20 protein-coding genes are annotated in these 24,544 nt (G+C 58.0%); 9 read left to right on the plus strand and 11 right to left on the minus strand.

Annotated elements, in window-relative coordinates; translation table 11 throughout:
- Nucleotides 1–190: 190 nt before the first annotated feature.
- The 6 genes from fhuB to hrpB form a co-directional block, all read right to left on the minus strand.
- Nucleotides 191–2,179, minus strand: coding sequence for a Fe(3+)-hydroxamate ABC transporter permease FhuB (gene fhuB / locus AC1RKC_RS10130; protein WP_493092445.1), 1,989 nt, complete (start codon nt 2,177–2,179; stop codon nt 191–193).
- Entirely contained in the window at nt 2,176–3,084 is a 909-nt protein-coding gene (gene fhuD, locus AC1RKC_RS10135) for a Fe(3+)-hydroxamate ABC transporter substrate-binding protein FhuD (protein ID WP_046372665.1), read from the minus strand. Before fhuD ends, fhuB begins: the two co-directional genes overlap by 4 nt.
- Nucleotides 3,084–3,881 (minus strand): Fe3+-hydroxamate ABC transporter ATP-binding protein FhuC, encoded by a 798-nt coding sequence (gene fhuC, locus AC1RKC_RS10140; RefSeq protein WP_046372664.1) that lies wholly within the window; start codon nt 3,879–3,881, stop codon nt 3,084–3,086. Before fhuC ends, fhuD begins: the two co-directional genes overlap by 1 nt.
- A 47-nt stretch (nt 3,882–3,928) precedes the next feature.
- Entirely contained in the window at nt 3,929–6,121 is a 2,193-nt protein-coding gene (gene fhuA / locus AC1RKC_RS10145; RefSeq protein ID WP_129983971.1) for a ferrichrome porin FhuA, read from the minus strand.
- A gap of 253 nt (nt 6,122–6,374) precedes the next feature.
- Nucleotides 6,375–8,879 (minus strand): bifunctional glycosyl transferase/transpeptidase, encoded by a 2,505-nt coding sequence (mrcB, locus tag AC1RKC_RS10150; RefSeq protein WP_261139624.1) that lies wholly within the window; start codon nt 8,877–8,879, stop codon nt 6,375–6,377.
- Nucleotides 8,880–9,167: 288 nt separating this feature from the next.
- Nucleotides 9,168–11,630 carry an ATP-dependent helicase HrpB gene (hrpB, locus tag AC1RKC_RS10155; protein ID WP_493092446.1) on the minus strand — a complete coding sequence of 821 codons (2,463 nt, stop codon included), beginning with the start codon at nt 11,628–11,630 and terminating at the stop codon, nt 9,168–9,170.
- 56 nt (nt 11,631–11,686) lie between these two features.
- Between hrpB and thpR the strand changes: the two genes are divergently transcribed.
- From thpR to folK, 6 genes are all read left to right on the plus strand, one after another.
- Nucleotides 11,687–12,229 carry an RNA 2',3'-cyclic phosphodiesterase gene (gene thpR / locus AC1RKC_RS10160; RefSeq protein WP_129941504.1) on the plus strand — a complete coding sequence of 181 codons (543 nt, stop codon included), beginning with the start codon at nt 11,687–11,689 and terminating at the stop codon, nt 12,227–12,229.
- The gene (gene sfsA / locus AC1RKC_RS10165) at nt 12,226–12,933 is read left to right on the plus strand and encodes a DNA/RNA nuclease SfsA (protein WP_493092447.1); all 708 of its coding nucleotides are present in this window, start codon (nt 12,226–12,228) and stop codon (nt 12,931–12,933) included. Before thpR ends, sfsA begins: the two co-directional genes overlap by 4 nt.
- A gap of 183 nt (nt 12,934–13,116) precedes the next feature.
- Complete coding sequence (gene dksA / locus AC1RKC_RS10170; RefSeq protein WP_020828563.1) at nt 13,117–13,572, plus strand: RNA polymerase-binding protein DksA; 456 nt, start codon at nt 13,117–13,119, stop codon at nt 13,570–13,572.
- A 72-nt stretch (nt 13,573–13,644) separates the two neighbouring features.
- Complete coding sequence (gene gluQRS / locus AC1RKC_RS10175; RefSeq protein WP_020828564.1) at nt 13,645–14,556, plus strand: tRNA glutamyl-Q(34) synthetase GluQRS; 912 nt, start codon at nt 13,645–13,647, stop codon at nt 14,554–14,556.
- Nucleotides 14,557–14,617: 61 nt separating this feature from the next.
- Complete coding sequence (gene pcnB, locus AC1RKC_RS10180; protein ID WP_071844533.1) at nt 14,618–16,168, plus strand: polynucleotide adenylyltransferase PcnB; 1,551 nt, start codon at nt 14,618–14,620, stop codon at nt 16,166–16,168.
- Nucleotides 16,168–16,659: a 2-amino-4-hydroxy-6-hydroxymethyldihydropteridine diphosphokinase gene (folK, locus tag AC1RKC_RS10185; protein WP_046372659.1), complete on the plus strand. Its 492-nt coding sequence runs from the start codon at nt 16,168–16,170 to the stop codon at nt 16,657–16,659. Before pcnB ends, folK begins: the two co-directional genes overlap by 1 nt.
- Before the next feature lie 35 nt (nt 16,660–16,694).
- Here the strand turns inward: folK and qseC are convergent, their stop codons facing one another.
- Both qseC and qseB read right to left on the minus strand, forming a co-directional pair.
- A complete protein-coding gene (gene qseC / locus AC1RKC_RS10190; RefSeq protein ID WP_046372658.1) occupies nt 16,695–18,053 on the minus strand; it encodes a quorum sensing histidine kinase QseC in 1,359 nt (452 codons plus the stop codon).
- Nucleotides 18,050–18,712: a quorum sensing response regulator transcription factor QseB gene (gene qseB / locus AC1RKC_RS10195; RefSeq protein ID WP_020828567.1), complete on the minus strand. Its 663-nt coding sequence runs from the start codon at nt 18,710–18,712 to the stop codon at nt 18,050–18,052. Before qseB ends, qseC begins: the two co-directional genes overlap by 4 nt.
- Before the next feature lie 169 nt (nt 18,713–18,881).
- Between qseB and panB the strand changes: the two genes are divergently transcribed.
- The 3 genes from panB (at nt 18,882) to panD (ending at nt 21,071) form a co-directional block, all read left to right on the plus strand.
- A complete protein-coding gene (panB, locus tag AC1RKC_RS10200) occupies nt 18,882–19,676 on the plus strand; it encodes a 3-methyl-2-oxobutanoate hydroxymethyltransferase (RefSeq protein WP_020828568.1) in 795 nt (264 codons plus the stop codon).
- A 24-nt stretch (nt 19,677–19,700) separates the two neighbouring features.
- Nucleotides 19,701–20,555, plus strand: a complete 855-nt coding sequence (gene panC, locus AC1RKC_RS10205; protein WP_261139621.1) for a pantoate--beta-alanine ligase — start codon at nt 19,701–19,703, stop codon at nt 20,553–20,555.
- Nucleotides 20,556–20,690: 135 nt separating this feature from the next.
- Complete coding sequence (gene panD, locus AC1RKC_RS10210) at nt 20,691–21,071, plus strand: aspartate 1-decarboxylase (protein ID WP_037416822.1); 381 nt, start codon at nt 20,691–20,693, stop codon at nt 21,069–21,071.
- A 39-nt stretch (nt 21,072–21,110) separates the two neighbouring features.
- Here the strand turns inward: panD and AC1RKC_RS10215 are convergent, their stop codons facing one another.
- From AC1RKC_RS10215 to AC1RKC_RS10225, 3 genes are all read right to left on the minus strand, one after another.
- Complete coding sequence (locus AC1RKC_RS10215) at nt 21,111–22,391, minus strand: polysaccharide deacetylase family protein (RefSeq protein WP_046372656.1); 1,281 nt, start codon at nt 22,389–22,391, stop codon at nt 21,111–21,113.
- A 289-nt stretch (nt 22,392–22,680) separates the two neighbouring features.
- Nucleotides 22,681–23,451 (minus strand): ABC transporter permease, encoded by a 771-nt coding sequence (locus AC1RKC_RS10220; RefSeq protein WP_020828572.1) that lies wholly within the window; start codon nt 23,449–23,451, stop codon nt 22,681–22,683.
- Nucleotides 23,448–24,371 carry an ABC transporter ATP-binding protein gene (locus AC1RKC_RS10225; RefSeq protein WP_020828573.1) on the minus strand — a complete coding sequence of 308 codons (924 nt, stop codon included), beginning with the start codon at nt 24,369–24,371 and terminating at the stop codon, nt 23,448–23,450. The genes AC1RKC_RS10220 and AC1RKC_RS10225 overlap by 4 nt, the downstream gene beginning before the upstream one ends.
- Between the last annotated feature and the right edge of the window lie 173 nt (nt 24,372–24,544).

The following is a 24,544-nucleotide window of genomic DNA, read 5'->3' on the forward strand; positions in this document are numbered from 1 at the left end:
CTCGGGACGAAAGATCCAGAGCACCCGCACGCAGTATATGCACCGCCCCTCAGATCTCAGCCCCCTTTCCACACTGAATACCCGTTCTGCGCAGCCGTACGCAAAGCTTTGCAATGGTATGAAAATACGAAAAAATAAAGGCCCAGCGATGCTGAGCCTTGGAGGATAGAAACGGCAGGAACGACGTCGGTTACGAGGTTTGCTTACGCAGTAAATAAACGAAATACGGCGCCCCGATAAAGGTAGCTAGCAGCCCGGCAGGGATCTGGTACGGGAACATCACCATACGGCCACACCAGTCTGCAAACACCATCAGCAAGCCCCCCAACAGCGCGGCTATCACCATCTGCGGTAACGCACGGCGGAAGCCCAACATACGTGCCATATGCGGCGCCATCAGGCCGATAAAGCTCAACGGCCCCACGGTCAACGTCGCCATCGCCGTCAGCGTAGCAGCCAGCAGCAGAATGACCACTCGCACCGGCGTCAGCGCAATCCCCACCGAACGGGCCGTGGCACTGCCCAAAGGCAGAATACTGAGCCAGCGGCGACACAATGGCGCCAACGCGATCAGCAGCGCAGCAATGGCCGCCGTACGTACCGCCTGTTCCGGCGTCACCGAGTAGGTGGAACCTGAAATCCAGGTCAGCAACCCGCCCATACGCGGATCGCCGCTCGCCAGCAGCAGGAAAATGGTGGTGGTAAAGGCCGTGCTGAGCGCAATACCGGCCAGCAGCATGCGTTCGGTGGAAAAACCACCGCGCCCGGCGGCAATCATAATCACCAATAGCGTCGCCGCTGCCCCCAGGCTCCCGGCAGGCAGCAGCCAGACAAAGGCATCCCCCGGCACGATAAACAGCATGACCACCACGCCAAAGGCCGCGCCGGAGCTGATACCCAGCACTTCCGGGCTGGCCATCGGGTTGCCGGTCAGCTTTTGGATCAAGGTCCCCGCCACCGCCAGCATCATGCCCGCAGCCAGCGCTGACAGCACGCGTGGCCAGCGCCACGGCATCAATGACTCCAGCTCTGCGCCCTGGCTCCAGTGCCAGCCTGTGGCGTTCTGACCAAACATCAATGCCACAGCAATGCCGGCCAGCAACACCGTCGCTGCCAGTGCTGCCCAACCCCACAGATGACCGCGTTCGGCAGGTACCCTGTCACCCAGGTTCATTGGTGGCGGCGTAGCGGCACTGCGCAACCGCGGCAACAACCACAGCAACAGCGGAGCACCAAACAGCGCCGTTGCCGCCCCGGTCGGGATCTCACGCCAGACCTGCGTCAACCCGATCATCACCTGGTCGGTCAACCACAGCAGCAGCGCCCCCAGCAACGGCGCCAGCATCATGCGATGCGCCAGACGGCGCGCGCCCAGCATTTTTGCCATCAGCGGTGCAAACAGGCCAATAAAGCCAATGACGCCTACCGCATTCACCAACATCGCACTGAAAATTATCGCCACCGCCAGCGCGCAAAAACGCGCCATCGACAACCCTAAACCCAGATTGCGCGCAACGCCATCGTCCAGCCCCAGCAAGGTCAGCGGGCGCAACAGCAGCACAGCCAACACCCCGGCAATCAGCAGGCGCGGCAGGATAAACTGCGCGGTGCTCCAGTCCTGCTGGTTTAACGCACCGGTGCTCCACAGGAACAGACCCTGCAGTTGATCGTAATTGAACAGTGCCAGCAGACTGTTGACCGCCCCGCAATACAGCCCCAGCACCAGCCCGGCCAGGATCAGCGTCACCGGGGACATACGTTTGCCCCAGGCCACGCCGAACACCAGCCCGCCGACCAGGATGGCGCCAGCCATTGCCGCCAGTTGCCGGGTCATCTCACCGCCCGGCAACATCCACAAAGTGGCAATAGTCAGCCCAAGCTGCGCCCCAGCTGACACGCCGAGCGTCGCCGGTTCCGCCAGCGGATTGCGCAGCACCTGCTGGAACAGTACGCCAACCAGCCCCAAGCCGGCACCGGCCAACAGAGACACCGACAGCCGTGGCAACAGGCTGTAGTGGAACAACATTTGGCGCACATCGTCGATGTTCGGCGCGCTCAGCGCCTGTCCCCACAGTGCCCAGGGCAGCTGTTGCAGCAGATTGTAGATCGTCAGGCCGCCCGCCGCCGCCAACAGTAACAGCAGCAATGTCAGCGGTAATGCGCGAATGCGTGCGCTCATGAATAACTCTCCTGCGCCTGCTCCAGCAGATGGCAAAAACGCATCGCTGACAGCGTCGCGCCGTAAAACCACACAGCCGGCACCTGACGCAATTGGTTCTGCCTGACAAACGGCAATGCCTGCCACAGTGGGGTAGAACTGACTTTTTCCATCATGGCCTGATTGCCGTGATCGAGATAAATCGCGCGCGCATTTTTTACCGCCGTCAGGCGCTCAATGCCCACCACCGCCGTACCCCAGAAATTGGTTTCCCCCTCCCAGGCATTTTGGATCCCAAGCTGGTCCATCACCTCCTGGAACAGGCTTTTCTGGCCAATGACCAGCGCATGGCGCGTGTCCAGCAGGGAGAACAGCAGCAGCGGCTGTCGGCTGTAAGACTGCAGCCGCTGACGCGCATCCTGGATAAATCGATCGAACTGGATCAGGTGCTGCTCTGCCCGTGCCTCAAGGCCCAGCCGCTGCGCCAGTTGCACTAACGACTTCCGGCCCACCGTCAGCGGTTTGCCGCTGCCGTCATTGAAGCCGAAGCTCATGGTCGGGCCGATAGGGGCCAGCTTTTGCGGCGTCGGCCCGTATCCCTGCGACAGCAGCAACAGCGAGGGCCGCAGCTGCTGCAGCAATTCCAGATTCGGTTCGGTGCGTTGACCGACGTCGATCACCGACGCCGGCATTTTCGGCTCTTCTACCCACAGGTTGTAGTTGTGGATATCCGCGACGGCCAGCGGCGTGATCCCCAGCGCCAGCAGCAGCTCGACAGGCAACCACTCCAGCGCCACAATGCGCGCAAGATCGGGTGGCGTTGCCGCCGCCTGGCTCGGCAAGGAAAACAGTAGGGGCGACAGCGCCATGGCCGTCAGCAGGCGACGGCGAACGGCATCATGATGAAAATCAGAAGAATCAGGCATCAGTAGACAAAACTCACCGGCGCGCCGCCGCTTGGATGCGGCAGCGTACCCATAGGAATACCGTAGATTTGCTCCAGCACGTCACCCTGCATCAACTCCAGCGGGGTGCCCTGGGCAATCATCTCGCCGCCGCGCAACGCCACCAGATGGTCGCAGTAGCGTGCGGCCATATTGATGTCATGCAGCACCGCAATCACCGTCAGGCCACGCTCATGGCTCAGACGTTGGATCAAAGCCAGTACCTCAACCTGATGGGCAATATCCAGCGCCGAGGTCGGCTCGTCCAGCAACAGACAACGGCTGTCTTGCGCCACCATCATCGCCAGCCAGGCGCGTTGACGCTCGCCGCCGGACAGGCTGTCGACCAGGCGGTTGGCAAACGGCTTCAGCCCCACCAGCGCAATCGCCTCTTCCACCTGCTGGCGATCGTTAACGCCAAAGCGGCCCAAGGCGCCGTGCCAGGGGTAGCGGCCAATCGCCACCAGTTCGCGCACCGTCATCCCTTCCGCGGCGGGTAATTGTTGAGGGAGATAAGCGACCTGACGTGCGAAGGCCTTGCTGTCCCATTGGCTCAGCAGCTGCTGGTTAAGCCGCGCCGTACCGGCGGTTGGATTTTGATGGCGACCGAGAATTTTCAGCAAGGTCGATTTGCCGGAGCCGTTGTGGCCGATCAGCCCGCAGACTTTCCCCACGGGAAAGGTCAACGACAAGGGTTGTAGCAGCACGCGGCCGGGAACGGCAAAGCTGGCGCTGTCCAGGGTAAAGGTGGCGTCGTGATTGAGGTGTTTATCCTGCATAGGTCCTACTCTGTCCGGGGCGACATGGCGCCGCCCCGGTAATCCGATTAGAAGCGGAAGGTTGCGGTGGCGACCACCTGGCGTTCAGCGCCCCAGTAGCAGCCATAGGTGGCAAAGCAGCTGGAGACGTATTCTTTATCAAACAGGTTGTTCACGTTGATGCCAATCGAGGAGCCTGGCAGATTGAAACGCGCCAAATCGTATTTTATCGCCGCATCTACAACCGTATAGTCCTTTACTTTAAAGGTGTTGGCTTCATCACCATAGCTGGAACCGACATAGCGAACGCCGGAGCCCAGGGTCAACCCGCTGAGTGCGGTTTCATGGAAGGTGTAATCCGCCCACACTGAAGCCATATGTTTTGGAATCGCCGCCGGGGTATTGCCCTGTTGCGTGGTGTCCTTGGTGTACTCGGCATCCGTGTAGGTATAAGACCCCAGCAGGTTGACGTTGGCCGTCAGTGCGGCTTTGCCTTCCAGCTCTACCCCGCGGGAACGGATCTCGCCCCCTTGTATGCTGGCGAATACATGGTCCGGATCCGCCACCTTATTGTTGGTTTTGGTCAGCTGATAAATCGCAATGCTGGCAGTAATTGGGCGATCTTTAGGTGCAAACTTCACCCCGGCTTCATACTGCTTGCCTTTGGAAGCGGCGAAGGTATTGCCACTAAAGTCAGTCCCTGAAGTGGGTTCAAAGGATTCACTGTAGCTGACATAGGGCGCAATGCCGTTTTCAAATACATAGTTCAAACCCGCGCGGCCGGTGAACTCGTTGTCCTTTTGCTTGGATACCGCGTTCTGGCTCAAACGATTGGTGCTGTTGGTGTCGCTCCAGTCATAACGCCCGCCCATGGTCAGCACCCAGTTGTTCCACTCGGCCTGATCCTGTACGTAAAGCCCGGTCTGCTCTTGGCGGTTAACCTGACTGGCGCCGCCGGTAATGGTATAGCTTTGATTGCCGTACTGCGGCGCCACCACATTAAGGCTAGAAGCACTGCCATACTGATAAACGACGTCGTTACGCATACGCATGTAGTCCACACCCATCAGCAAGGTGTGATCAACCGCTGCCGTCGCAAACTTTGCCTGCGCCTGAGTGTCCACTGCAAAACTCGACAAATGCTCTTTCGAGTTCATCACCCCACGCGTCAACTCTGCAGGATTGGTCGCGCTGATGCCCTGGCCATAGATAGAACGGTAGTCCACGTCCATCTTGGAATAACGCAGGTTTTGACGCAGGGTCCACACATCATCAAAGCCATGCTCAAAGGCGTATCCCACCATCTGTTGCTTACGCGAGATGTTGTTATAACCCGGCTCACCGTCGTTGAAACTGGTCGGCAACTTGCCGTTAATCCCATTTTGTACCGTCCCCTCTTTCGGCAGCCAGCCATAGAAGCCCACGCTTGGGTCATCCTGGAAACTGCTGAGGAATGTCAGTGACGTACGATCATCCGGCCGCCAGCTGAAAGAAGGCGCAATCGCATAGCGTTTGCTCTTCTCACCGACCTGCTGCTGATCTTCATCTCGCGCCAGACCGGTCAAGCGATAGGAATAAATGCCGTCATCATCCAATGCCCCGCCAAAGTCGAAGCCGGTCTGGAACAGATTGTCGGTACCCATTTTAAACTGAACTTCACGCAGGGTTTCCGTGGTCGGCCGCTTACTGACCAAGGCGACAACCCCGCCCGGGTTGCTCTTCCCATAAAGCACCGACGAAGGGCCACGCAACACTTCCGCACGTTCCAGGAAGTAAGGGTCAATTTGGTAAATGGAATAGTTATCGTCCTGCAGCTTCAGCCCATCCAGGTACATGTTGGTACCTACCGAACTGAAACCACGAATATTTACGGCATCATAAGCGGTAGAGGCGCCGCGGTTGCCCACCATCACGCCCGGCGTATAAGCCAGTGCGCCTTTTACCGTATCCGGCTGGCGCATATCCATCTCTTCACGCGTCACGACGGAAACCGACTGCGGAGTCTTTTCAATCGGCGTGTCGGTCTTGGTTCCGGTGGCACTGTGTTTGGCCGCGTAGGTCCCTACCGGTCCCCAGGCGTTTTCCTGCTGCGATTGGCTGCTGCCCACCACGGTCAGGGTCTCTTCCTTGGCGGCGGACTTGGTATCGGCGGAAAATGCCGGCATAGCCAGCGTGCCAAGGGCGGCAGCGATAGTCATCGCTAACCCACTGACGTGAGAACGGCTCTGCTTGGCCGCGGAAGGAAGACGCTTGGTCGACATAGGTGGTTTCTCTGATGAATTATTTGATAACGAATGTAAACGATAATAATTATTATAATCGCGGCATTTTATGCAGAAGCTAAATTAAACTGCAAGTCGAATTCGGCCGGTAAATTGGTGTGCGATTAACCGCTTAGCCACATCAAGCAGGTGGAAATAAACTGCGCAGAGAAATAAAAAAGCCCGCAACGGGAAGTTACGGGCTTAATAATAAAGAAAAACTTTTCACCTGAGCGGTGACATGCAAGGTCGCTTACTGGCCGAACATGTCCTTGATCCAGCCGGCAACGCCGTCAGCATCTTTTTGTTCGCCCGCTGGCTGTTGCTGCTGCTCTTGTTGCTGCTGCTGAGCGGCCTGACTCGCCTGGCACAACCCCTGCGGATTATCGGTCCATACCGGAATGGTACGCCCACCGCCGCCACAGACGAAGTTACCGCTGCCGTCGATAGTCATCTGGTTGATACCTTCCGGCGGTTGCAGCATCAGCGGCAGCGGCGTCTGGTTTTCCAGATAGCGGCGATACAGCGTCAGCGCACCGTTGGCACCGGTCAGCTTGGCTGGGCCGTTGTTATCGCGCCCTACCCAGGCGATAGCCACTTCTTTACCGTCGATACCGGCAAACCAGCTGTCGCGCAGGTCGTTGGTGGTACCGGTTTTCGCCGCCAGATTGTAGTTGGGGAATTTCACCGACAATGAGCGGGAAGTCCCGCGCGCTACGCCCTGCTGCATCGCATACAGCGTCAGGTAAGCCGCCTGTGCCGGTACCACGCGCTCCGCCTGCGGGAAGCTCTGGTACAGCACCGAACCGTCTTCAGCAATCACCGAACGCACCGCAGACAGCGGAGCACGGTTGCCGCCACCGGCAATGGTCTGGTATTCCTGCGCCACTTCCATCGGCGTCAGGCCAATCGCGCCGAGCAGCATCGAAGGCACCGGATTGATTTCAGCTTTCGGAATGCCCAAACGCTGCAGCGTTGCGCTGACCTGATCCAGGCCAACCGACATACCCAGGTTTACCGTCGGTACGTTGAGTGAAAAGGCAAGGCCATCCACCAGCATCACCTGCCCACGGAACTTGCGGTCATAGTTGTTTGGCTGCCAGACGGTGCCGTTCGACAATTTCAGCGTCAGCGGCTGATCCGCCAGCCAGGTGTTCAGACGATATTTGTCCGGCTCAGACAGCGCGGTCAGGTACGTCGGCGGCTTGGCCAGTGAACCGACCAGGCGACGCGCCTGCATGGCACGGTTAAACCCGGCAAACTGCGGGTTGGCACCGCCGACCATGGCGCGAACTTCGCCGCTGAAACGATCGACAATCACCATCGCCGCTTCCAGATCCTGAACATGACGAGCCGCCTTCAGGGCCGGTACGCCGTCTTCAACCGCTTTTTCCGCCGCATCTTGCGACACCGGATCCAGCGTGGTGAAGATTTTCACCCCGGACAAGTCGTTAACCTTGTCGCCCAGCTTGGCTTGCAGCTCCTGACGCACCATCTGCATAAACGCCGGCTGCGGTGTGATCACCCCACCTTTCGGCTGCACGCCCAGTGGACGAGCGCTGAGCATGTCGTACAGTTCAGCATCAATAACGCCCTGGTTCTGCAACAGTTTGAGCACCAGGTTACGACGTTCCAGCGCCAGCTTCGGGTTACGCCAAGGGTTATACAGCGACGCGCCCTTGACCATGCCCACCAGCAGTGCCTGTTGATCCAGGCTCAGTTCGTCCACCGGACGGCCGAAGTAGTACAGGCTGGCCAACGGGAAGCCGCGAATTTGATCGTTGCCGCTCTGGCCGAGATAAACCTCGTTCAGATACAGCTCAAGGATGCGATCCTTGCTGTAACGGTAATCCACCAACAACGCCATGTAGGCTTCGTTGGCCTTACGCCACAGCGAACGCTCGTTGGTCAGGAACAGGTTTTTTACCAACTGCTGCGTCAGGGTACTGCCGCCCTGCACCGCACGTCCGGCGGTCAGGTTAGCCAGCACCGCACGACCGATGGAGTAAGGGCTGATGCCGTCATGCTCATAGAAGTGACGGTCTTCGGTGGCAATCAGCGTATCCACCAGCAGGTCAGGGAAACCGGCGCGCGGCACGAACAGCCGCTGTTCGCCGTTCGGCGACTGCAACATGGTGATCAGACGCGGATCGAGACGGAAGAAGCCGAAGCTGCGCTGGTTTTCCATGTTCTCGATATTCGCGAGACGATTGTTCTGGAAATTCAGACGCGCGTGGATCTGCCCTTCTTTGCCGTCCGGGAAATCAAACGGACGACGCAGCAACTCAATGCTGTTGGCCTGCACGGTAAACTCACCCGGGCGCGTCATGCGGCTTACCTGGCGGTATTGCATGCCCTCGAGTAAATTGACCATTTCCTTTTTGCTGTACGGCATGCCCGGTTCCAGGTTGACCATGCGGCCATAAACCGCCGCCGGCAACTGCCAGACCTTGCCGTCAATGCGGCTGCGGATCTGCGAATCCAGGTACACGCCGTAGATCGCCAACAGCACGGCAACCACCAGAATCAGTTTGATCAGCAGGCCGAGCCAACGGCGTTTTTTACGCGGCGGAGTCGCTTTTACCTTACGCGGCATGCGTTCTTCCTCGTCTTCATAATCATCATCGTCATCCTGGTACTCGTCTTCCTCGTAATCATCGTAATCGTCATCTCGACGACGGCGCGGCGGCTTGCGCGACGCGGTGCGTGTTGGTTGTTTCCCTTTGCGCCCGATGGGCTCGCGGTCATCCCCAGCCATTGCTGTTGTTCTCCAGACTTGGCGGCACTGCCGGCCATTATGAGTCGCTTAATCTGTCGCGGCGCCAGACCGCTGAACAGAAGAAACATCTGAATTCTTCTTCTAAATAATTGGCGTTGCATCACAACAAAACCAACGGTTTTGTTGAACAGCGCTTGCGCTGGCCCCAACGGGGCGAGGCTCTGCCGAGTAACGCGGTGAGAGAGCTTATCCCGATGAGCTTACTCTAGTAAGTGATTCGGGTAAGTGAACACAGCCAACACAGATGCGGCGTCAAATATGACGAGGCTACTGATATTTTTTCGTGCGCCGCGTCGGGGCGGTATTCGCCGGATCGTCCGGCCACACGTGTTTCGGGTAGCGCCCTTTCATCTCTTTTTGCACTTCCCGGTAAGCCCCCTGCCAGAACGCCGCCAGATCGCCGGTAATTTGCAACGGCCGGTGCGCCGGTGAGAGTAACTCAAGCACCACCGGGATGCGACCTTCGGCCAACATCGGGCTGCGCTGTTCACCGAACATTTCCTGTAAACGCACCGCCAGCGCCGGAGGTTTTCCGGCATCATAACGGATGGGCAAGCGGCTGCCGGTCGGCACAGTGTAATGAGTGGGTAGCGCATTATCCAGCCGCTGTTTTTGCTGCCAGTTCAGCAACCGCGCCAAAGCCTCGGCGATATTCACCTGTTTTAATCCGCGCATGTCCCGCACGCCACCGAGCGACGGCAATAACCACTGCTCCAGCGAGGCCAACAGCGACTCATCGTCGACCGGCGGCCAGGCGGCCTCCGGCAACCAGTTTTGCGCACACTGCAAGCGCAGCCGCAGCTGTTCGGCGGCGGTATCCCAGTTGAGTACCGCTATTCCCTGAGCGCGAACCCAGTTAATCAATGCCTGCTGCAGCTCTTCGTCCGCCGGCTTGGCCAACGGTTGAGCACGCAGCGTCAGACGACCAATTTGCTGGCGTTTCCAGGCACGTAAAGTGCCCTTTTCTTCATCCCATTCCACCGCCGTTTGCTGGGAAACCATCGCCGGCAACTGCACCGCCAGTGCATCAATTTCCACCGGCAACGCAAGCAGAATACGCGCATCGGGGCTGTTGTACCCCTGTAGCAGGCTTGGCACGATAAGCCAGGGGGCACGTGACAATGCTTCATCCTGATTCATCGCCGCGCCCATGCCGTTGGCCAGCAGATACCGGCCATCCTGCCCCCGTCGTTGGGCAATGCGATCGGTAAACGCCAATGCCAGCAGCCGCGGTGCCAGTTCGACATCAATCCGCCCCGCTTTCACCTGCAGACGGCGAGCTAGCTGTGTAGCGCGGCGCTGCCAATTTGGCTGCGGACGACTCAGCCAGTAGCCGATATCCATCTGCCCGCCGCGTGGGGGTTCCTCCAGCAACGCAGCCAAAGCAGCTGCCGTCGCCAACCCATCTGCCCCCAGTTCTGCGCCGTGGGTCAGCATCGCCGCCAAACGCGGCTCACAGCCCAGAACAGCCATTTGTCGGCCACGCGCCGTGAGCTTATCCGCGTCATCGGTGGCGCCAAGCTGCTGCAATAGCCTTTTTGCGGCGGCCAGCGCCGTTTCCGGCGGACGGTCGAGCCAGGTCAGTTGCCCGACGTCATGGCAACCCCATTGCAGCAGTTCCAGCCAAAAACCGGCGAGATCGCTTTGCAGGATTTCCGGCTCGGCGTGCTCTGCCGCCCGTTCAGCCTGCTCTTTGGCAAACAGATGCCAGCAGATGCCCGGTTCCAGACGCCCGGCGCGGCCTGCGCGCTGGATCATCGACGCCTGGCTGATACGTTGAGTCACCAGCCGCGTCAGACCATTGCGCACGTCATAACGCGCAACGCGTTCCAACCCACTGTCCACCACCAACCGAATACCTTCGATGGTCAGACTGGTTTCGGCAATATTGGTCGCCAGCACCACTTTACGGCGACCGGTCGGCGCCGGTTGAATCGCCTTCTGCTGCTGCGCCAGCGGTAAAGCGCCGTACAGTGGGCACAGCTCGGTATCGGCCGCCACTTCACCGTTCAACCGCTCCAGCACCCGGTTGATTTCTGCCACGCCGGGCAGGAACAGCAGCAGCGATCCCGTTTGCTCAGACAGCAGGCGCTTCACCGCCGCCGCCACGCCGTCCTCCAGCCGTTGGTGGCTGGCCAGAGGCTGATACTGGCGCTCGACCGGGAAGCTGCGCCCGGCAGACACCACCGCCGGTGCCTGTGGCAACAGCTGCGCCAAACGGGCATTATCCAGCGTCGCCGACATGATCAGCAGTTTCAGATCGTCGCGCAGCCCTTGTTGTACGTCCAACAGCAGCGCCAACGCCAAATCGGCCTGCAGGCTGCGCTCGTGGAATTCGTCGAGGATCACCAGCGAAACACCCTGCAGCTCGGCATCCTGCTGCAGCATGCGGGTGAGAATGCCTTCGGTCACCACCAGCAGCTTGGTCTCCGGCCCGCTTTTGCTTTCGGCGCGCATGCGGTAGCCCACGGTCTGACCGGGTTCTTCCCCTAACTGCTGCGCCAGCCGGTACGCCACGTTCTTCGCCGCCAACCGCCGGGGTTCGAGCATGATAATGCGGCCAGGCAATCCGGCTTTAGCCAGGATCTGCAATGGCAGCCAGGTCGATTTACCGGCACCGGTCGGCGCATGCAGCAGAACCTGCGGAGCGGATTGCAGCGCAGTGAGCAATTCATCAAGAACCGCGCTGACGGGCAGTGAAGACACAGAACTCTCCGTAGTGGTTAACATTAGACGGCGCACATTGTAGCATTAGACTCTGCGTTTCATTTACTTGCCGGGTATCTATGTCCAGTTCGCGCCGCCTGTTTTTCGCCCTGACCTTGCCTGATGCGCTGCAGCAGCAGGTGATCCGCTGGCGTGCCGATGCCTTTACGCCGGAAGCCGGTCGGCCGGTCGCGGCCGCCAATTTGCACCTGACGCTGGCCTTTCTCGGCGACGTCACGGCGCAGAAAGAAACGGCGTTGAAAAAACTGGCCGGTCGCATCAGTCAGCCCGGTTTCAGCATGGTGCTCGATGATCTCGGTCACTGGCCGCGTCCCGGCGTCGTTTGGCTTGGCACCCGGCGCGCACCACGTGGGCTGTTGCAACTGGCGGAATTGCTGCGCTCGCAGGCGGCGCGTAGCGGCTGCTACCAAAGCCCAATGCCGTTTCATCCGCATATCACCCTGCTGCGCTCCGCGACCCAGCCGGTCGCCATACCGCCCGCAACGCCGGGCTGGCACTTCAGCGTCAACGAATTCGCCTTATACCAGTCAGTTTTTGAAAACGGCCGCACGCGTTATCAGATGCTTGAACAATGGCCCTTAGCCCCTCAGGACACCCCATGATTTTTACGCCCCCCCTGCGCCATGCCACGCTGATTAAACGTTACAAACGCTTTCTGGCGGACGTCGTCACGCCAGAAGGGCAAACCTTCACGCTGCACTGCGCCAATACCGGGGCCATGACCGGCTGTGCGACTCCAGGCGACACCGTTTGGTACTCCACCTCGAATAATGCCAAACGCAAATACGCCCACAGCTGGGAACTGACGCATACCCAACAGGGGGATTGGATCTGCGTAAATACCCTGCGTGCCAATGGGCTGGTACGCGAGGCAATCGAACAGAATCTAATCAATGAATTATCCGGTTACAGTAAAATCAGCAGCGAAGTAAAATATGGCAGTGAAAATAGCCGTATCGATTTGTTATTACAGGCAGAAAATCGAGCCAACTGCTATATTGAAGTTAAGTCAGTCACATTACTGCAACAACAACGTGGTTACTTTCCTGATGCGGTAACGCTCAGAGGACAGAAACACTTGCGTGAGTTGCAAAGCGTGGTTGAAAGCGGGCAACGGGCGGTATTGTTCTTTGCTGTGTTACATAGCGGTATTGAGCAGGTCGCACCGGCACATCATATAGATGAGCGTTATGCGGCACTGTTGGCACAGGTTCAGCAGTTGGGCGTAGAAGTGGTTTGTTATGGGGCTAAATTATCACCTGACGGTATATCTCTCTGCGATAAGTTACCGTTTTTTATCGATTAGCGCTGACCGGGTACAAATAATCCGACTACCGGTTAGCGCATCGCCAAATACGCCTTCCTTCACACCATTGTCAAGCAGGCGACAGGAATAATTGCCAACCTACTCCCCATCTGGTATTTATAGCGGCCTGTTTTTCCCCCGCATTGGGGATTCGATAGTGCGTGTGTATGTAGGAGAAGCAACATGCAAGAAGGGCAAACCCGTAAAACCTCGTCCTTGAGCATTCTCGCCATCGCTGGGGTGGAGCCGTACCAAGAGAAGCCGGGCGAAGAGTACATGAACGACGCCCAGTTGTCGCATTTCAAGCGCATTCTTGAAGCATGGCGCAACCAGCTCAGGGATGAAGTGGACCGTACTGTATCGCATATGCAGGATGAGGCAGCAAACTTCCCTGACCCGGCCGACCGTGCCACTCAGGAAGAAGAATTCAGCCTTGAACTGCGTAACCGCGATCGCGAACGCAAACTGATCAAAAAGATCGAGAAAACGCTGCGAAAAGTAGAAGACGAAGATTTCGGCTACTGCGAATCCTGCGGCGTGGAGATTGGCATTCGTCGCCTCGAAGCGCGTCCGACTGCCGATTTGTGCATCGACTGCAAGACTCTGGCCGAAATCCGCGAAAAGCAGATGGCCGGCTAATACAGTTGTTATCGCTGCGGCGTGCGCGTCAGTGTGCGCCGCACAGAGAAAAGGGAAAGTTTCCCCTCTGATATGCAAGAAAGACATTATGTGGGGCGCTTTGCCCCATCGCCTTCCGGGGATCTGCATTTTGGTTCGCTGATTGCCGCTCTGGGAAGCTACCTCCAGGCTCGTGCCCAACACGGGCAATGGCTGGTTCGCATTGAAGATATCGATCCCCCGCGCGAAGTCGCCGGTGCGGCCGATCGTATCTTATCCGCTCTGGAACACTATGGTCTCCACTGGGACGGCCAGGTCATCTATCAATCCCAACGTCACGAAGCTTACCGCGCCACTCTGGAACACCTGCATCAGCAGGGACTGAGCTATTTCTGCAACTGCACCCGCAGTCGTATCCAGCAGATTGGCGGTCTTTATGATGGTCATTGCCGTGCTTTGAATCTCGGCCCGCAGGGCGCCGCCATCCGTTTGCGCCAATCCAGCCCGGTTTATGCCTTTCACGATCGCCTGCAGGGTGAATTGCAGGCCGATCCGGCGTTGGCGCGGGAAGACTTTATTATCCGTCGACGCGATGGGCTGTTCGCTTATAACCTGGCGGTGGTGGTTGATGACCATTTTCAGGGCGTGACCGAAATCGTGCGCGGCGCCGATTTGATCGAACCTACCGTGCGTCAGATTGCGCTGTACCGTCAGTTACAGGCGCCGGTGCCCGCCTATGTTCATCTGCCGTTGGCGCTGGGTGCCAACGGCATCAAATTGTCGAAGCAAAACCATGCGCCCGCGCTGCCCGCAGGCGATCCGCGCCCGGTGCTGGTTGCCGCACTGAAGTTTCTGCGCCAACCGCTGCCGGAAAGCTGGCAAGATCTTGACCTGCCGTTATTATTGAGCTGGGCGATCGCACACTGGAAGCTGGATGATGTGCCGCGTCAGGAGGCTATTCCCCTGGACGAAAACACATCAGCATTCTCAAAAGAGCCATGGTGAGCTATGATTAGCCGCTATTTTTTGTTAGCGCCATTTTTTTCAGACACTATCGAGGTGTACCATTTTTACCCGAGTAGCCAATTTCTGCCGTAAGGTGCTAACCCGCGATGACAAGCTGCCGCGTGACGATGCGCCGGTCAGCGATACAAACGTAGTCCGCGAAGAAAGCGCGGTGGCTGCGAAGCCGTCTGCGCCGCAGCAACGTTCCGCCGATCGCGGCAGAGATACTCCTGCCCGCCGGCAGGCACCGCGTAAACGCCCACCTTTTCCTGCCGCAGAGGGAACCGGCCCAATGACCGTTATCCCCCGCGATCAGCACTCCATCTCACGTAAAGACATCAGTGAGAACGCGCTGAAGGTGCTGTACCGCCTGAATAAATCCGGCTTCGAAGCTTATCTGGTCGGCGGCGGTGTACGTGACCTGCTGCTGGGCAAAAAACCGAAAGATTTCGACATCACCACCAACGCCACGCCGGAGCAAGTGCGCAAGCTGTTCCGTAACTGCCGCCTGGTGGGCCGCCGTTTCCGTTTGGCGCACGTGATGTTCGGGCCGGAAATCATCGAGGTTGCCACCTTCCGTGGCCACCACGAACAGCAAACGCCGGATTCTGACAAAAACTCTTCCCAGCAGGCCCAAAACGGCATGCTGCTGCGCGACAACATCTTCGGTTCGATCGAAGAAGATGCTCAGCGTCGCGACTTCACCATCAACAGCCTGTATTACGGCGTGGCGGACTTCACCCTGCGTGATTACGTCGACGGCCTGCGCGACCTGAAGCAGGGCGTGATTCGTCTGATCGGCGATCCGGAAACCCGCTACCGCGAAGACCCGGTGCGCATGCTGCGTGCGGTTCGCTTTGCCGCCAAGCTGGACATGACCATCAGTGACGAAACCGCCGAGCCGATCCCGCGTCTGGCCTCGCTGCTGCATGAGATCCCACCGGCGCGCCTGTTTGAAGAGTCGCTGAAACTGCTGCAGGCAGGCTACGGTTACCCAACCTATCTGAAGCTGTGTGAATACCAGCTGTTCCAGCCGTTGTTCCCGCAGATCGCGCGTCACTTCACCCCGACCCATGACACGCCAATGGAGCGTATTCTGGTTCAGGTGCTGAAGAACACCGACTACCGTCTGCAAAACGACATGCGCGTCAATCCGGCATTCCTGTTTGCTGCTATGCTTTGGTATCCGCTGCTGGAACATGCGCAGAAACTGGCGCAGGAAAGCGGTCTGGCGTACTACGACGCCTTCGCACTGGCCATGAATGACGTGCTGGACGAGCAATGCCGTTCATTGGCGATCCCGAAACGCATTACCACGCTGGTTCGCGATATCTGGCAGTTGCAGCTCCGTCTGTCTCGCCGCCAGGGCAAGCGCGCGCACAAGCTGATGGAACACCCGAAATTCCGCGCCGCTTACGATCTGCTGGCGCTGCGTGCCGAAGTGGAAGAAAACCAGGAGATGTTGCGTCTGACCGAATGGTGGGGCGAGTTCCAGGAAGCCACCCCGGCGCGCCAAAAGAACATGTTGAGTACCTTGGGTGACGATCCGGCGCCGCGTCGCACGCGTCAACGCCGCCCTCGCCGTCGGACGCCGCGTAAAGAAGGGGAATAATGATCCGCGTTTATATCGCGCTGGGCAGTAACCTGGCGCACCCGTTGCAACAGGTCAAGGCCGCACTGGAAGCGCTGGAGCATCTCCCGCGCACCCGGTTGATCCTTTGTTCTTCGTTTTACCGTACCAAGCCGCTGGGGCCGCAAAACCAGCCGGACTTTCTCAATGCGGTGGTGGCGCTGGATACCTTGCTGCCCGCGGAACAGCTGCTGGATCATACCCAGGCGATAGAACGCAATCAGGGCCGCGTGCGCAAAGATGAGCGCTGGGGCCCACGCACCCTCGATTTAGACATCATGCTGTACGGCGATCAGGTTATTCATACCGATCGCCTGACGGTGCCGCATTACGGCCTGAAAGAACGCGAGTTCATGCTCTACCCGCTGGCGGAAATCGCCCCTGACCTGATTTTCCCGGATGGTGAGTCACTGACCAGTTGCCTGAAGCGCGTGCCGGAAAATGGCATGGAACTGTGGCATAAACCCAAGTAAACGCCAGCGTCGGGCGCAGTTCATATACGGCGCCCTTACAGCACCACCTGCGCGACAAATCCCCCTTCTGGCCGATTGGCAAAACTGATGCGCAGACCGTGCAAACTGGCGATACGTTGCACTATGGATAATCCCAGCCCGCTGCCGGTTTGTTCCTGTCCTGGTGGGCGATAAAAACGTTCCCCCAGCCTTGTAAGGTGTTCCTCCGTCACGCCCGGACCATCGTCTTCGACCCTTAGCATCCGCTCTGTCAGCTTCACCGTAACGGTGCCGCCTGCCGGCGTGTAACGCACTGCGTTATCCACCAGATTGCGCACCAGCAGCGACAGCAACAGCGCTTGCCCCTGTAACGGCGGTGGTGTGCCCTGCTGTTCATAGCGCAGCGTGACACCTGCGGCATGGGCATGACGATCCTGTTCGGCCAGGGTCATCGGCACCAGTTGCCCCCAGTCGACCGCTTCCAGTTCGGCCAGATCAGACAGTGAATCCAGCCGCGAAAGCGTCAGCAGCTGATCCACCAGCCGGGTCGCGCGATCGATACTCACCGTCAGGTTTTCCAACGCATGCTCGCGCATCTGTTCGTCATCACCCGCCAGTTGCACCACTTCCGTCTGCACCCGCAGCGCCGCCAGCGGGCTGCGCAGCTCATGGGCCGCATCGGAGGTAAAGCGCCGCTCACGCACCAATAGCGCATTAATGCGGGCAAACAGCGCGTTAAGCGCATCCACCAGTGGGCGCACTTCGGTAGGTACCTGGCGCGCGTCCAGCGGTGTGGCGTCATCCGGAGCGCGCTTGCGCAGTCCAGTGGCGACCGTGCGCAATGGCTTCAGTTCTCGCCCGACCATCAAGGCAATCAGCAGCATCAGGATCGGCAGCGTCACCAGCCAGGGCACCAGTTGCCCAGTCACCATGCCCAACGCCATATCGCGTCGATAGTCCCACTCCTGCCCCACGACGATGCGATAACGCCCGTCCGGGCTGGTCAGCCACAGCAGCCGCCAACTGTCGTCATCACCTTTGCGTTCACCATCGGTAAAGCCTTCGCGTGCGCCATCAAACAGGAAATCCGCCCCGTTCTCGCCATCATTGAGCAACATCTTGCCGTTATGGTCGAAAATGGCGAACGCCAGCGCGTCGTCGTCCTGCTCGCCGCGTTTACCGTGATGCACCAGCTTCTTGGTTTTCGGCAGGCTGCGTGCATTTTCGTCGGCCAAAAGATCCCCCAGATTGGCGGTCGCCAGGCGTTTGGCGAACAACATCTGTTGGGTATCGAACACTTCGTTGATGTTGTTGCGCGTCATCATCCACGCCACCAAACTGGCGGAGCACCAGGTCAATAATGCCAGCAGGCTGAAGATCAGGATCAGCCGCAACCGCAGACTGAGATGTTTCACGGCACATCCCCCAGGGTATAACCCACGCCGTGAATGGTGCGGATAAAACTATTGCCCAACTTGCGTCGCAGGTGGTGAATATGCACTTCTACCGCGTTGCTACTGACCTCGTCGTCCCAGTTGTACAATTTTTCCTGGATCAGCGGCCGCGCCAGCACCCGCCCCTTGTTGTGCAGAAACAGTTCCAGCACCGCCAGCTCGCGCGGTGTCAGCGTGACCGGTTCACCGTTGCAGCTCACGCTGCGGGTGGCGGCGTCAAACACCACATTGCCATGTACCAGCTGCGGCATCAGTTGGCCGTGGCGACGACGGATCAACGCCTGCAGGCGAGCCGCAACTTCCGCCAGGGCAAAAGGCTTGCACAGGTAATCGTCAGCGCCGCTCTGCAGGCCGCTGACCCGCTGCTCCAACGCGTCACGCGCGGTGAGGATCAGCACCGGCACGTCATGGCCAGCCTGCCGCCACTGTCGCAGCAGATCCAAACCGTCGAGACCCGGCAGGCTGAGATCGAGAATAACCGCGTCGTAAGGCGCGCTTTCCAGCGCGTTTTTCCCCACCAGACCATCGGTAAACCAGTCCAGATTAAAGCCAAGTTTGGTCAAACCGGCCTTGATGCCGTCGCCAATTAACTTGTCATCTTCTATCAGCAAAATTCGCATGTGCGTCCTTTTTTAGCCATTGCCGCCCATTACACCACAAGGTTCTTAAGAAGCTCTTAAGCATGATGATCTGCGCTACCCACCCCGTTAGGGTTACAGTAGAATGACAGCACTTTTTTGCAGCCAGGGCCCTGCGCATACCGCTCGGTCCTATTCAGGAGACGTAGTGATGAAACCCACCACCGTGACCCATTTGCGCCAGTGGAAGCAGGAACAACGCAAGTTTGCTTCCCTCACCGCCTACGATGCCAGCTTTGCCAAACTGTTTGAAGAGCAAGGCGTTAAAGTGTTGCTGGTAGGCGACTCGCTGGGGATGACGCTGCAGGGCCACGACTCCACGCTGCCGGTCACCGTCGCCGACGTTGCCTATCATACTCGCGCCGTCCGCCGCGGCGCCCCAGCCTGTCTGTTGCTGGCCGATATGCCTTTTATGAGTTACGCCACGCCGCAATCGGCCTGTGCCAATGCCGCCGAGCTGATGCAGGCCGGCGCTAACATGGTGAAGCTGGAAGGCGGCAGCTGGCTGTGCGAAACGGTGAAAATGCTGACCGAACGTGCGGTGCCGGTGTGCGGCCACCTTGGCCTGACGCCGCAATCCGTTAACGTGTTTGGCGGCTACAAAGTGCAAGGCCGTGATGAGCTTGCCGCCAAGCAACTGCTGGAAGATGCCAAAAATCTGGAGCTGGCCGGCATGCAGCTACTGGTGCTGGAATGCGTGCCAACCGAATTGGCGCGCAAGATCACCGAAGAACTGACCATCCCGGTGATTGGCATCGGTGCCGGCAATGCCACCGATGGCCAAATCCTGGTGATGCACGACGCGTTCGGCATCACCGGCGGCCACACGCCTAAATTCGCTAAAAACTTCCTAGCGCAAAGCGGCGATATCCGCTCGGCGGTGCAACACTATATTCAGGACGTGGAGCAAGGAATTTACCCCGCTGAAGAGCACTCATTCAACTAAAGTGACTGCGTTAGGAGTTATGGAATGGTAATTATCGAAACCCTGCCTCTGTTGCGTCAGCAGATCCGCCGCTGGCGTCAAGAGGGTAAACGCATCGCGCTGGTGCCGACCATGGGCAACCTGCACGAAGGCCATATGACGCTGGTCGATGAAGCACGTGCACGTGCCGATGTCGTGGTGGTCAGTATTTTTGTCAACCCGATGCAGTTCGAACGCCCTGACGATTTGGCGCGCTACCCGCGCACCCTGCAAGAGGACAGCGAGAAGCTGACCCGTCGCGGCGTAGAATTGGTGTTCGCACCCGCGCCGGCCGATATCTACCCTCAGGGGCTGGAGCAACAAACCTATGTCGACGTACCTGGCCTGTCCTCCATATTGGAAGGGGCCAGCCGTCCGGGCCACTTCCGCGGCGTCGCGACCATTGTCAGCAAGCTGTTCAACCTGGTGCAGCCGGACCTGGCCTGTTTTGGCGAGAAGGATTATCAGCAACTGGCGTTGATCCGCAAAATGGTGGCGGACATGGGTTACGACATCGACATCGTCGGCGTGCCTACCGTACGCGCTAAGGATGGCCTGGCGCTCAGTTCACGCAACGGCTACCTGACCGCCGAAGAGCGTAAAATCGCCCCTCAACTCAGCAAGATCATGAATGCGCTGGCAGAACAGCTCAGCAACGGCGAACGGCATGTCGACGAGTTGCTGGAACACACCGCCTCTCAGTTGAGCAGCGCTGGTTTCACACCGGACGAACTGTTTATCCGTGACGCCGACAGCCTGCAACCGCTGGGCGTGGAAAGCCAACGGGCAGTGGTGCTGATGGCCGCCTGGCTCGGCAAGGCGCGCTTGATTGACAACCAGCAGGTTGATCTGACGCTGTAAGCTACTTTTTGTGCAGTCGTCACTGTTACAGCCCCTCTGAAAGTAGACATGGAGGGACTTATCGGTGACGATAAGCGCCGGATGGATGTTCAACCTCAATCGCCTGTGAAGGCGGATACTCAGTTAGGTAAAGTTATGATACGTACTATGCTGCAAGGCAAGCTGCATCGGGTGAAAGTGACTCAGGCCGACTTGCACTATGAAGGTTCCTGCGCCATCGATCAGGACTTCCTGGAGGCCGCAGGCATTCTGGAATATGAAGCTATCGATATTTATAACGTTGATAACGGTCAGCGTTTCTCAACCTATGCCATCGCCGCCGAACGCGGCTCGCGCATTATTTCGGTCAACGGGGCGGCAGCGCGTTGCGCCTGCGTCGGCGACAAGCTGATCATCTGTTCTTACGTGCAGATGAGCGATGCCGATGCCCGTCAACACCATCCGAAAGTGGCCTACTTCGAAGGCGACAATAACCTGCAGCGCAAGGCGAAAGCCGTGCCGGTTCAGGTCGCCTAAAAGTCACAACGGGCGCCGTCGGCGCCCGTTTCTTCCTGATTACTGCACCACCAGCGTTCCCGGCTTGTTGGCGATTCTGTCCGCCATGGTCTGAATCGAGTCGGTACGCAGAATGTACAACCGCTTCAGCGTATAGGGGTTGTCCCCCGGCTTCACTTTGCCCTGCACCGTGGTCACCGCCATATGGAAACCGGCATCCTTCGCCGCCTGTATCGCCCGTTGGTTATAGCCGCCAAACGGGTATGACACATACAGCACATGCGGATTAAACTGCGACAGCGCGCGGCGCGAGTGCTCAAAATCAAATTCTATGTTGTGCAGCGAACGGCTCAGCAGGATCGGCTGACGATTACCGTCGGTGCGATGCAGGAAATGCGTATGCGACTGCACGTCGAACACGTCCTGGATCTGCTTCAGTTCGGAAATGCTCATAAACTGCAGCGAATCAGGATTCCACTTTTGCGGGTGGCGCTTGATGCGTGAGGAAATAATAAACGCCGTGGCGCGGAAGCCGTAATTCTTCAATACCGGGTAAGCGTAACGGTAGACCGATTTCAGCCCGTCATCGAACGTCAGCACCACGGCCTTGCCGGGCAGGTTGATCTGGTTGTTCAGATAGGCTTCCAACTGATACAGGGAAATCGTGTCGTAGCCCGCTTGCTTCAGGTAGGTCATCTGATTGCTGAACGCCACGTCGGAAGTGGTGGTCGAGGTATGGCGGAAACGCTTGTTCTCTTCGTTTTTCAGCAGGTGATGGTAGGTCAGCACCGGAATACCGGTGTCGATCTCGCAGTCCAGCTCACTGACATAACCCAGACGATCGCCAATGTTGATCTCATACCAGGTATTGTTGAGCCGATCCTTCAGCTTGCCGATAATCGGGTAGCGCAGATTCTCTTCCAGCACGCCAAACACATCACTGGTGTTATCCGCATCGGTATAGACGTTGATCGCCTTTTGAGTGATCAGGTTCTGGTTGGTCAGCGGCTTATTCAGTTCGCCAAGATCGTCCTTCACCTTGCGCGATTTTTTAAGATCGCGCACATCGTCTTTATCGATAAACCCGGTGCCGTGACCGAATTTGAACTCGTAATACTCCGCATCCGCCGGGAACACCTGAATCAGCTGCCCCTGCTTCACTTCGCCGACCGGAATAACGTGTTCGCCAATCAGCGAATAAACCTCGCTGTCGCGCTGCGCTTCCATATATTCGGATTTAACGGCGCTGTCTTCCGACAACAAACTTGCCAGGCCGGCCGGGGAAGCAAACGACAACAGGATGCCGAGTACTCCAGCCGCTATCTTGTGTGTAGACCGCATGGTTATATTCTACTTACGAGTACGTAATACCCGTCGTATTTCAGACTGCAGCGTTGTTACCTGCACTCGATCATCTCATGATTTACCTGAGGATGAGTGAGCTGGCCGCCTGGCTGCAACTTGAAATTCATAGGGTATATAACAAAATGGAGAAAATGTGGAGCGTCAGCATAGCACGATTTGAACAGCGGGGAGAAAGGGGTTATTCGAGCAATTTTATTGATTTACGGGATGCTTGCCGCAGATTGATAAACGCGTCCCCGTACGTCTGCCCGGGGACGCCATACTATTAGGTGCGCAAACCGCGGCCGCGCTCGATCAGGAACCAGACCAGCAGATAGAACACCGCGATAAACGCCACCAGCACCGCCATGGTGAACGCCAACGGTACATCGCTGATACCCAGGAAACCGTAGCGGAAACCGCTGATCATGTAGACGATCGGGTTCAGCTTGGACACCGCCTGCCAGAACGGCGGCAGCAGCGTCAGCGAGTAGAATACCCCGCCCAGGTAGGTCAACGGCGTCAGCACGAAGGTCGGGATCAGGCTGATATCGTCAAAGGTGGTAGCAAACACCGCGTTAATCAGGCCCGCCAACGAGAATAAGATCGCCGTCAGTAGCAGCGTGACCACAATCACCCACCAGGCATGCACCTGCAGCGGCACAAAGAACAGCGAGATCACGGTCACCAACACGCCGACGCAGATACCCCGCGCCACGCCGCCGCCGACGTAACCGGCAATCACCACGTGCGTCGGCACAGGAGCCACCAGCAGCTCTTCGATATTGCGCTGGAATTTGGCGCTGAAGAACGACGAGGCCACGTTGGCGTACGAGTTGGTGATCACCGCCATCATGATCAGGCCGGGAACGATAAACTGCATGTAATCGAAACCGTGCATTTCGCCGATACGTGAACCAATCAGGTTGCCGAAGATGATGAAATACAGCGTCATGGTGATCACCGGCGGCACCAGGGTCTGGATCCAGATACGGGCAAATCGGTTGATCTCTTTAGCCCAAATGCTCTGCAAAGCCACCCAATACAAACGCGTCATGCTTTTTCTCCATTACCGTTAACCAGGGTGACAAACAGCTCTTCCAGCCGGTTGGCCTTGTTACGCATGCTCAGGACCTGGACGCCCTGTGCGCTAAGTTGGGTAAACAGGCCGTTCAGGCCCTGCTCGCGCATCACTTCCACCTCCAGCGTCGAGGTGTCCGTCAGGCGATGACGGTAGCCATCCAGCTTCGGCAGCGGGCTTTTCGCCGCCAGATCGAGGATAAAGGTTTCGGACTTCAGCTTGGCCAGCAGGCCTTTCATCGAGGTGTTCTCCACCAGATCACCGTTCTGGATAATACCGATATTGCGGCACAGCATTTCTGCTTCTTCCAGATAGTGAGTGGTGAGAATAATCGTGGTGCCCTGGGCGTTAAGCTCTTTCAGGAAGCCCCACATAGAACGACGCAGCTCGATATCCACCCCGGCAGTCGGTTCATCGAGGATCAGCAGTTTTGGCTGATGCATCAAGGCCCGGGCGATCATCAAGCGGCGCTTCATGCCGCCGGACAGCATGCGAGCGCGTTCTTCGCGCTTGCCCCACAGATCCAACTGAGTCAGGTATTTTTCTGCACGAGCCAAGGCTTCGCGACGGGTCACGCCATAGTAGCCCGCCTGATTGACCACAATCTGCATCACGGTTTCGAACGGGTTAAAGTTGAACTCCTGCGGTACCAGCCCGAGCTGACGCTTGGCGTTAACGATGTCTTTGTCGATGTCGTAGCCGAACACCCGTACGCTGCCGGAGGTTTTGTTAACCAACGAACTGATGATGCCGATGGTCGTGGATTTTCCGGCGCCGTTCGGCCCCAGCAGGGCATAGAAATCCCCCGCTTCGACATTGAGATCGATCCCGCGCAACGCCTTGACGCCACCGGCGTAAGTCTTGGTTAACTGCGCTAATTCCAGTGCATAATTCATAAGTTAAAAAGTACCTTGTGACGATGAGTATGCTGCTGCGTTTTTGTAATGAAGATGATCTTATCATCAGCAGCGTTTTCACTGAGGCAAATCCGTGCGGTATATTCAGGTTCCATCCCGCCATATTGAATAAAAAGTGGCCGAATATCGCCCGGCGCCACTGTTCCGATATC

This window comes from Serratia sp. GW822-FHT06E05, assembly GCF_058799445.1.

What these genes read in the sequence shown, in the direction of transcription:
- fhuB (WP_493092445.1), bottom strand. Translation starts at nt 2,179, where the DNA reads ATGAGCGCACGCATTCGCGCATTACCGCTGACATTGCTGCTGTTACTG.
- fhuD (WP_046372665.1), bottom strand. Translation starts at nt 3,084, where the DNA reads ATGCCTGATTCTTCTGATTTTCATCATGATGCCGTTCGCCGTCGCCTG.
- fhuC (WP_046372664.1), bottom strand. Translation starts at nt 3,881, where the DNA reads ATGCAGGATAAACACCTCAATCACGACGCCACCTTTACCCTGGACAGC.
- fhuA (WP_129983971.1), bottom strand. Translation starts at nt 6,121, where the DNA reads ATGTCGACCAAGCGTCTTCCTTCCGCGGCCAAGCAGAGCCGTTCTCAC.
- mrcB (WP_261139624.1), bottom strand. Translation starts at nt 8,879, where the DNA reads ATGGCTGGGGATGACCGCGAGCCCATCGGGCGCAAAGGGAAACAACCA.
- hrpB (WP_493092446.1), bottom strand. Translation starts at nt 11,630, where the DNA reads ATGTTAACCACTACGGAGAGTTCTGTGTCTTCACTGCCCGTCAGCGCG.
- thpR (WP_129941504.1), top strand. Translation starts at nt 11,687, where the DNA reads ATGTCCAGTTCGCGCCGCCTGTTTTTCGCCCTGACCTTGCCTGATGCG.
- sfsA (WP_493092447.1), top strand. Translation starts at nt 12,226, where the DNA reads ATGATTTTTACGCCCCCCCTGCGCCATGCCACGCTGATTAAACGTTAC.
- dksA (WP_020828563.1), top strand. Translation starts at nt 13,117, where the DNA reads ATGCAAGAAGGGCAAACCCGTAAAACCTCGTCCTTGAGCATTCTCGCC.
- gluQRS (WP_020828564.1), top strand. Translation starts at nt 13,645, where the DNA reads ATGCAAGAAAGACATTATGTGGGGCGCTTTGCCCCATCGCCTTCCGGG.
- folK (WP_046372659.1), top strand. Translation starts at nt 16,168, where the DNA reads ATGATCCGCGTTTATATCGCGCTGGGCAGTAACCTGGCGCACCCGTTG.
- qseB (WP_020828567.1), bottom strand. Translation starts at nt 18,712, where the DNA reads ATGCGAATTTTGCTGATAGAAGATGACAAGTTAATTGGCGACGGCATC.
- panB (WP_020828568.1), top strand. Translation starts at nt 18,882, where the DNA reads ATGAAACCCACCACCGTGACCCATTTGCGCCAGTGGAAGCAGGAACAA.
- panC (WP_261139621.1), top strand. Translation starts at nt 19,701, where the DNA reads ATGGTAATTATCGAAACCCTGCCTCTGTTGCGTCAGCAGATCCGCCGC.
- panD (WP_037416822.1), top strand. Translation starts at nt 20,691, where the DNA reads ATGATACGTACTATGCTGCAAGGCAAGCTGCATCGGGTGAAAGTGACT.
- AC1RKC_RS10215 (WP_046372656.1), bottom strand. Translation starts at nt 22,391, where the DNA reads ATGCGGTCTACACACAAGATAGCGGCTGGAGTACTCGGCATCCTGTTG.
- AC1RKC_RS10220 (WP_020828572.1), bottom strand. Translation starts at nt 23,451, where the DNA reads ATGACGCGTTTGTATTGGGTGGCTTTGCAGAGCATTTGGGCTAAAGAG.
- AC1RKC_RS10225 (WP_020828573.1), bottom strand. Translation starts at nt 24,371, where the DNA reads ATGAATTATGCACTGGAATTAGCGCAGTTAACCAAGACTTACGCCGGT.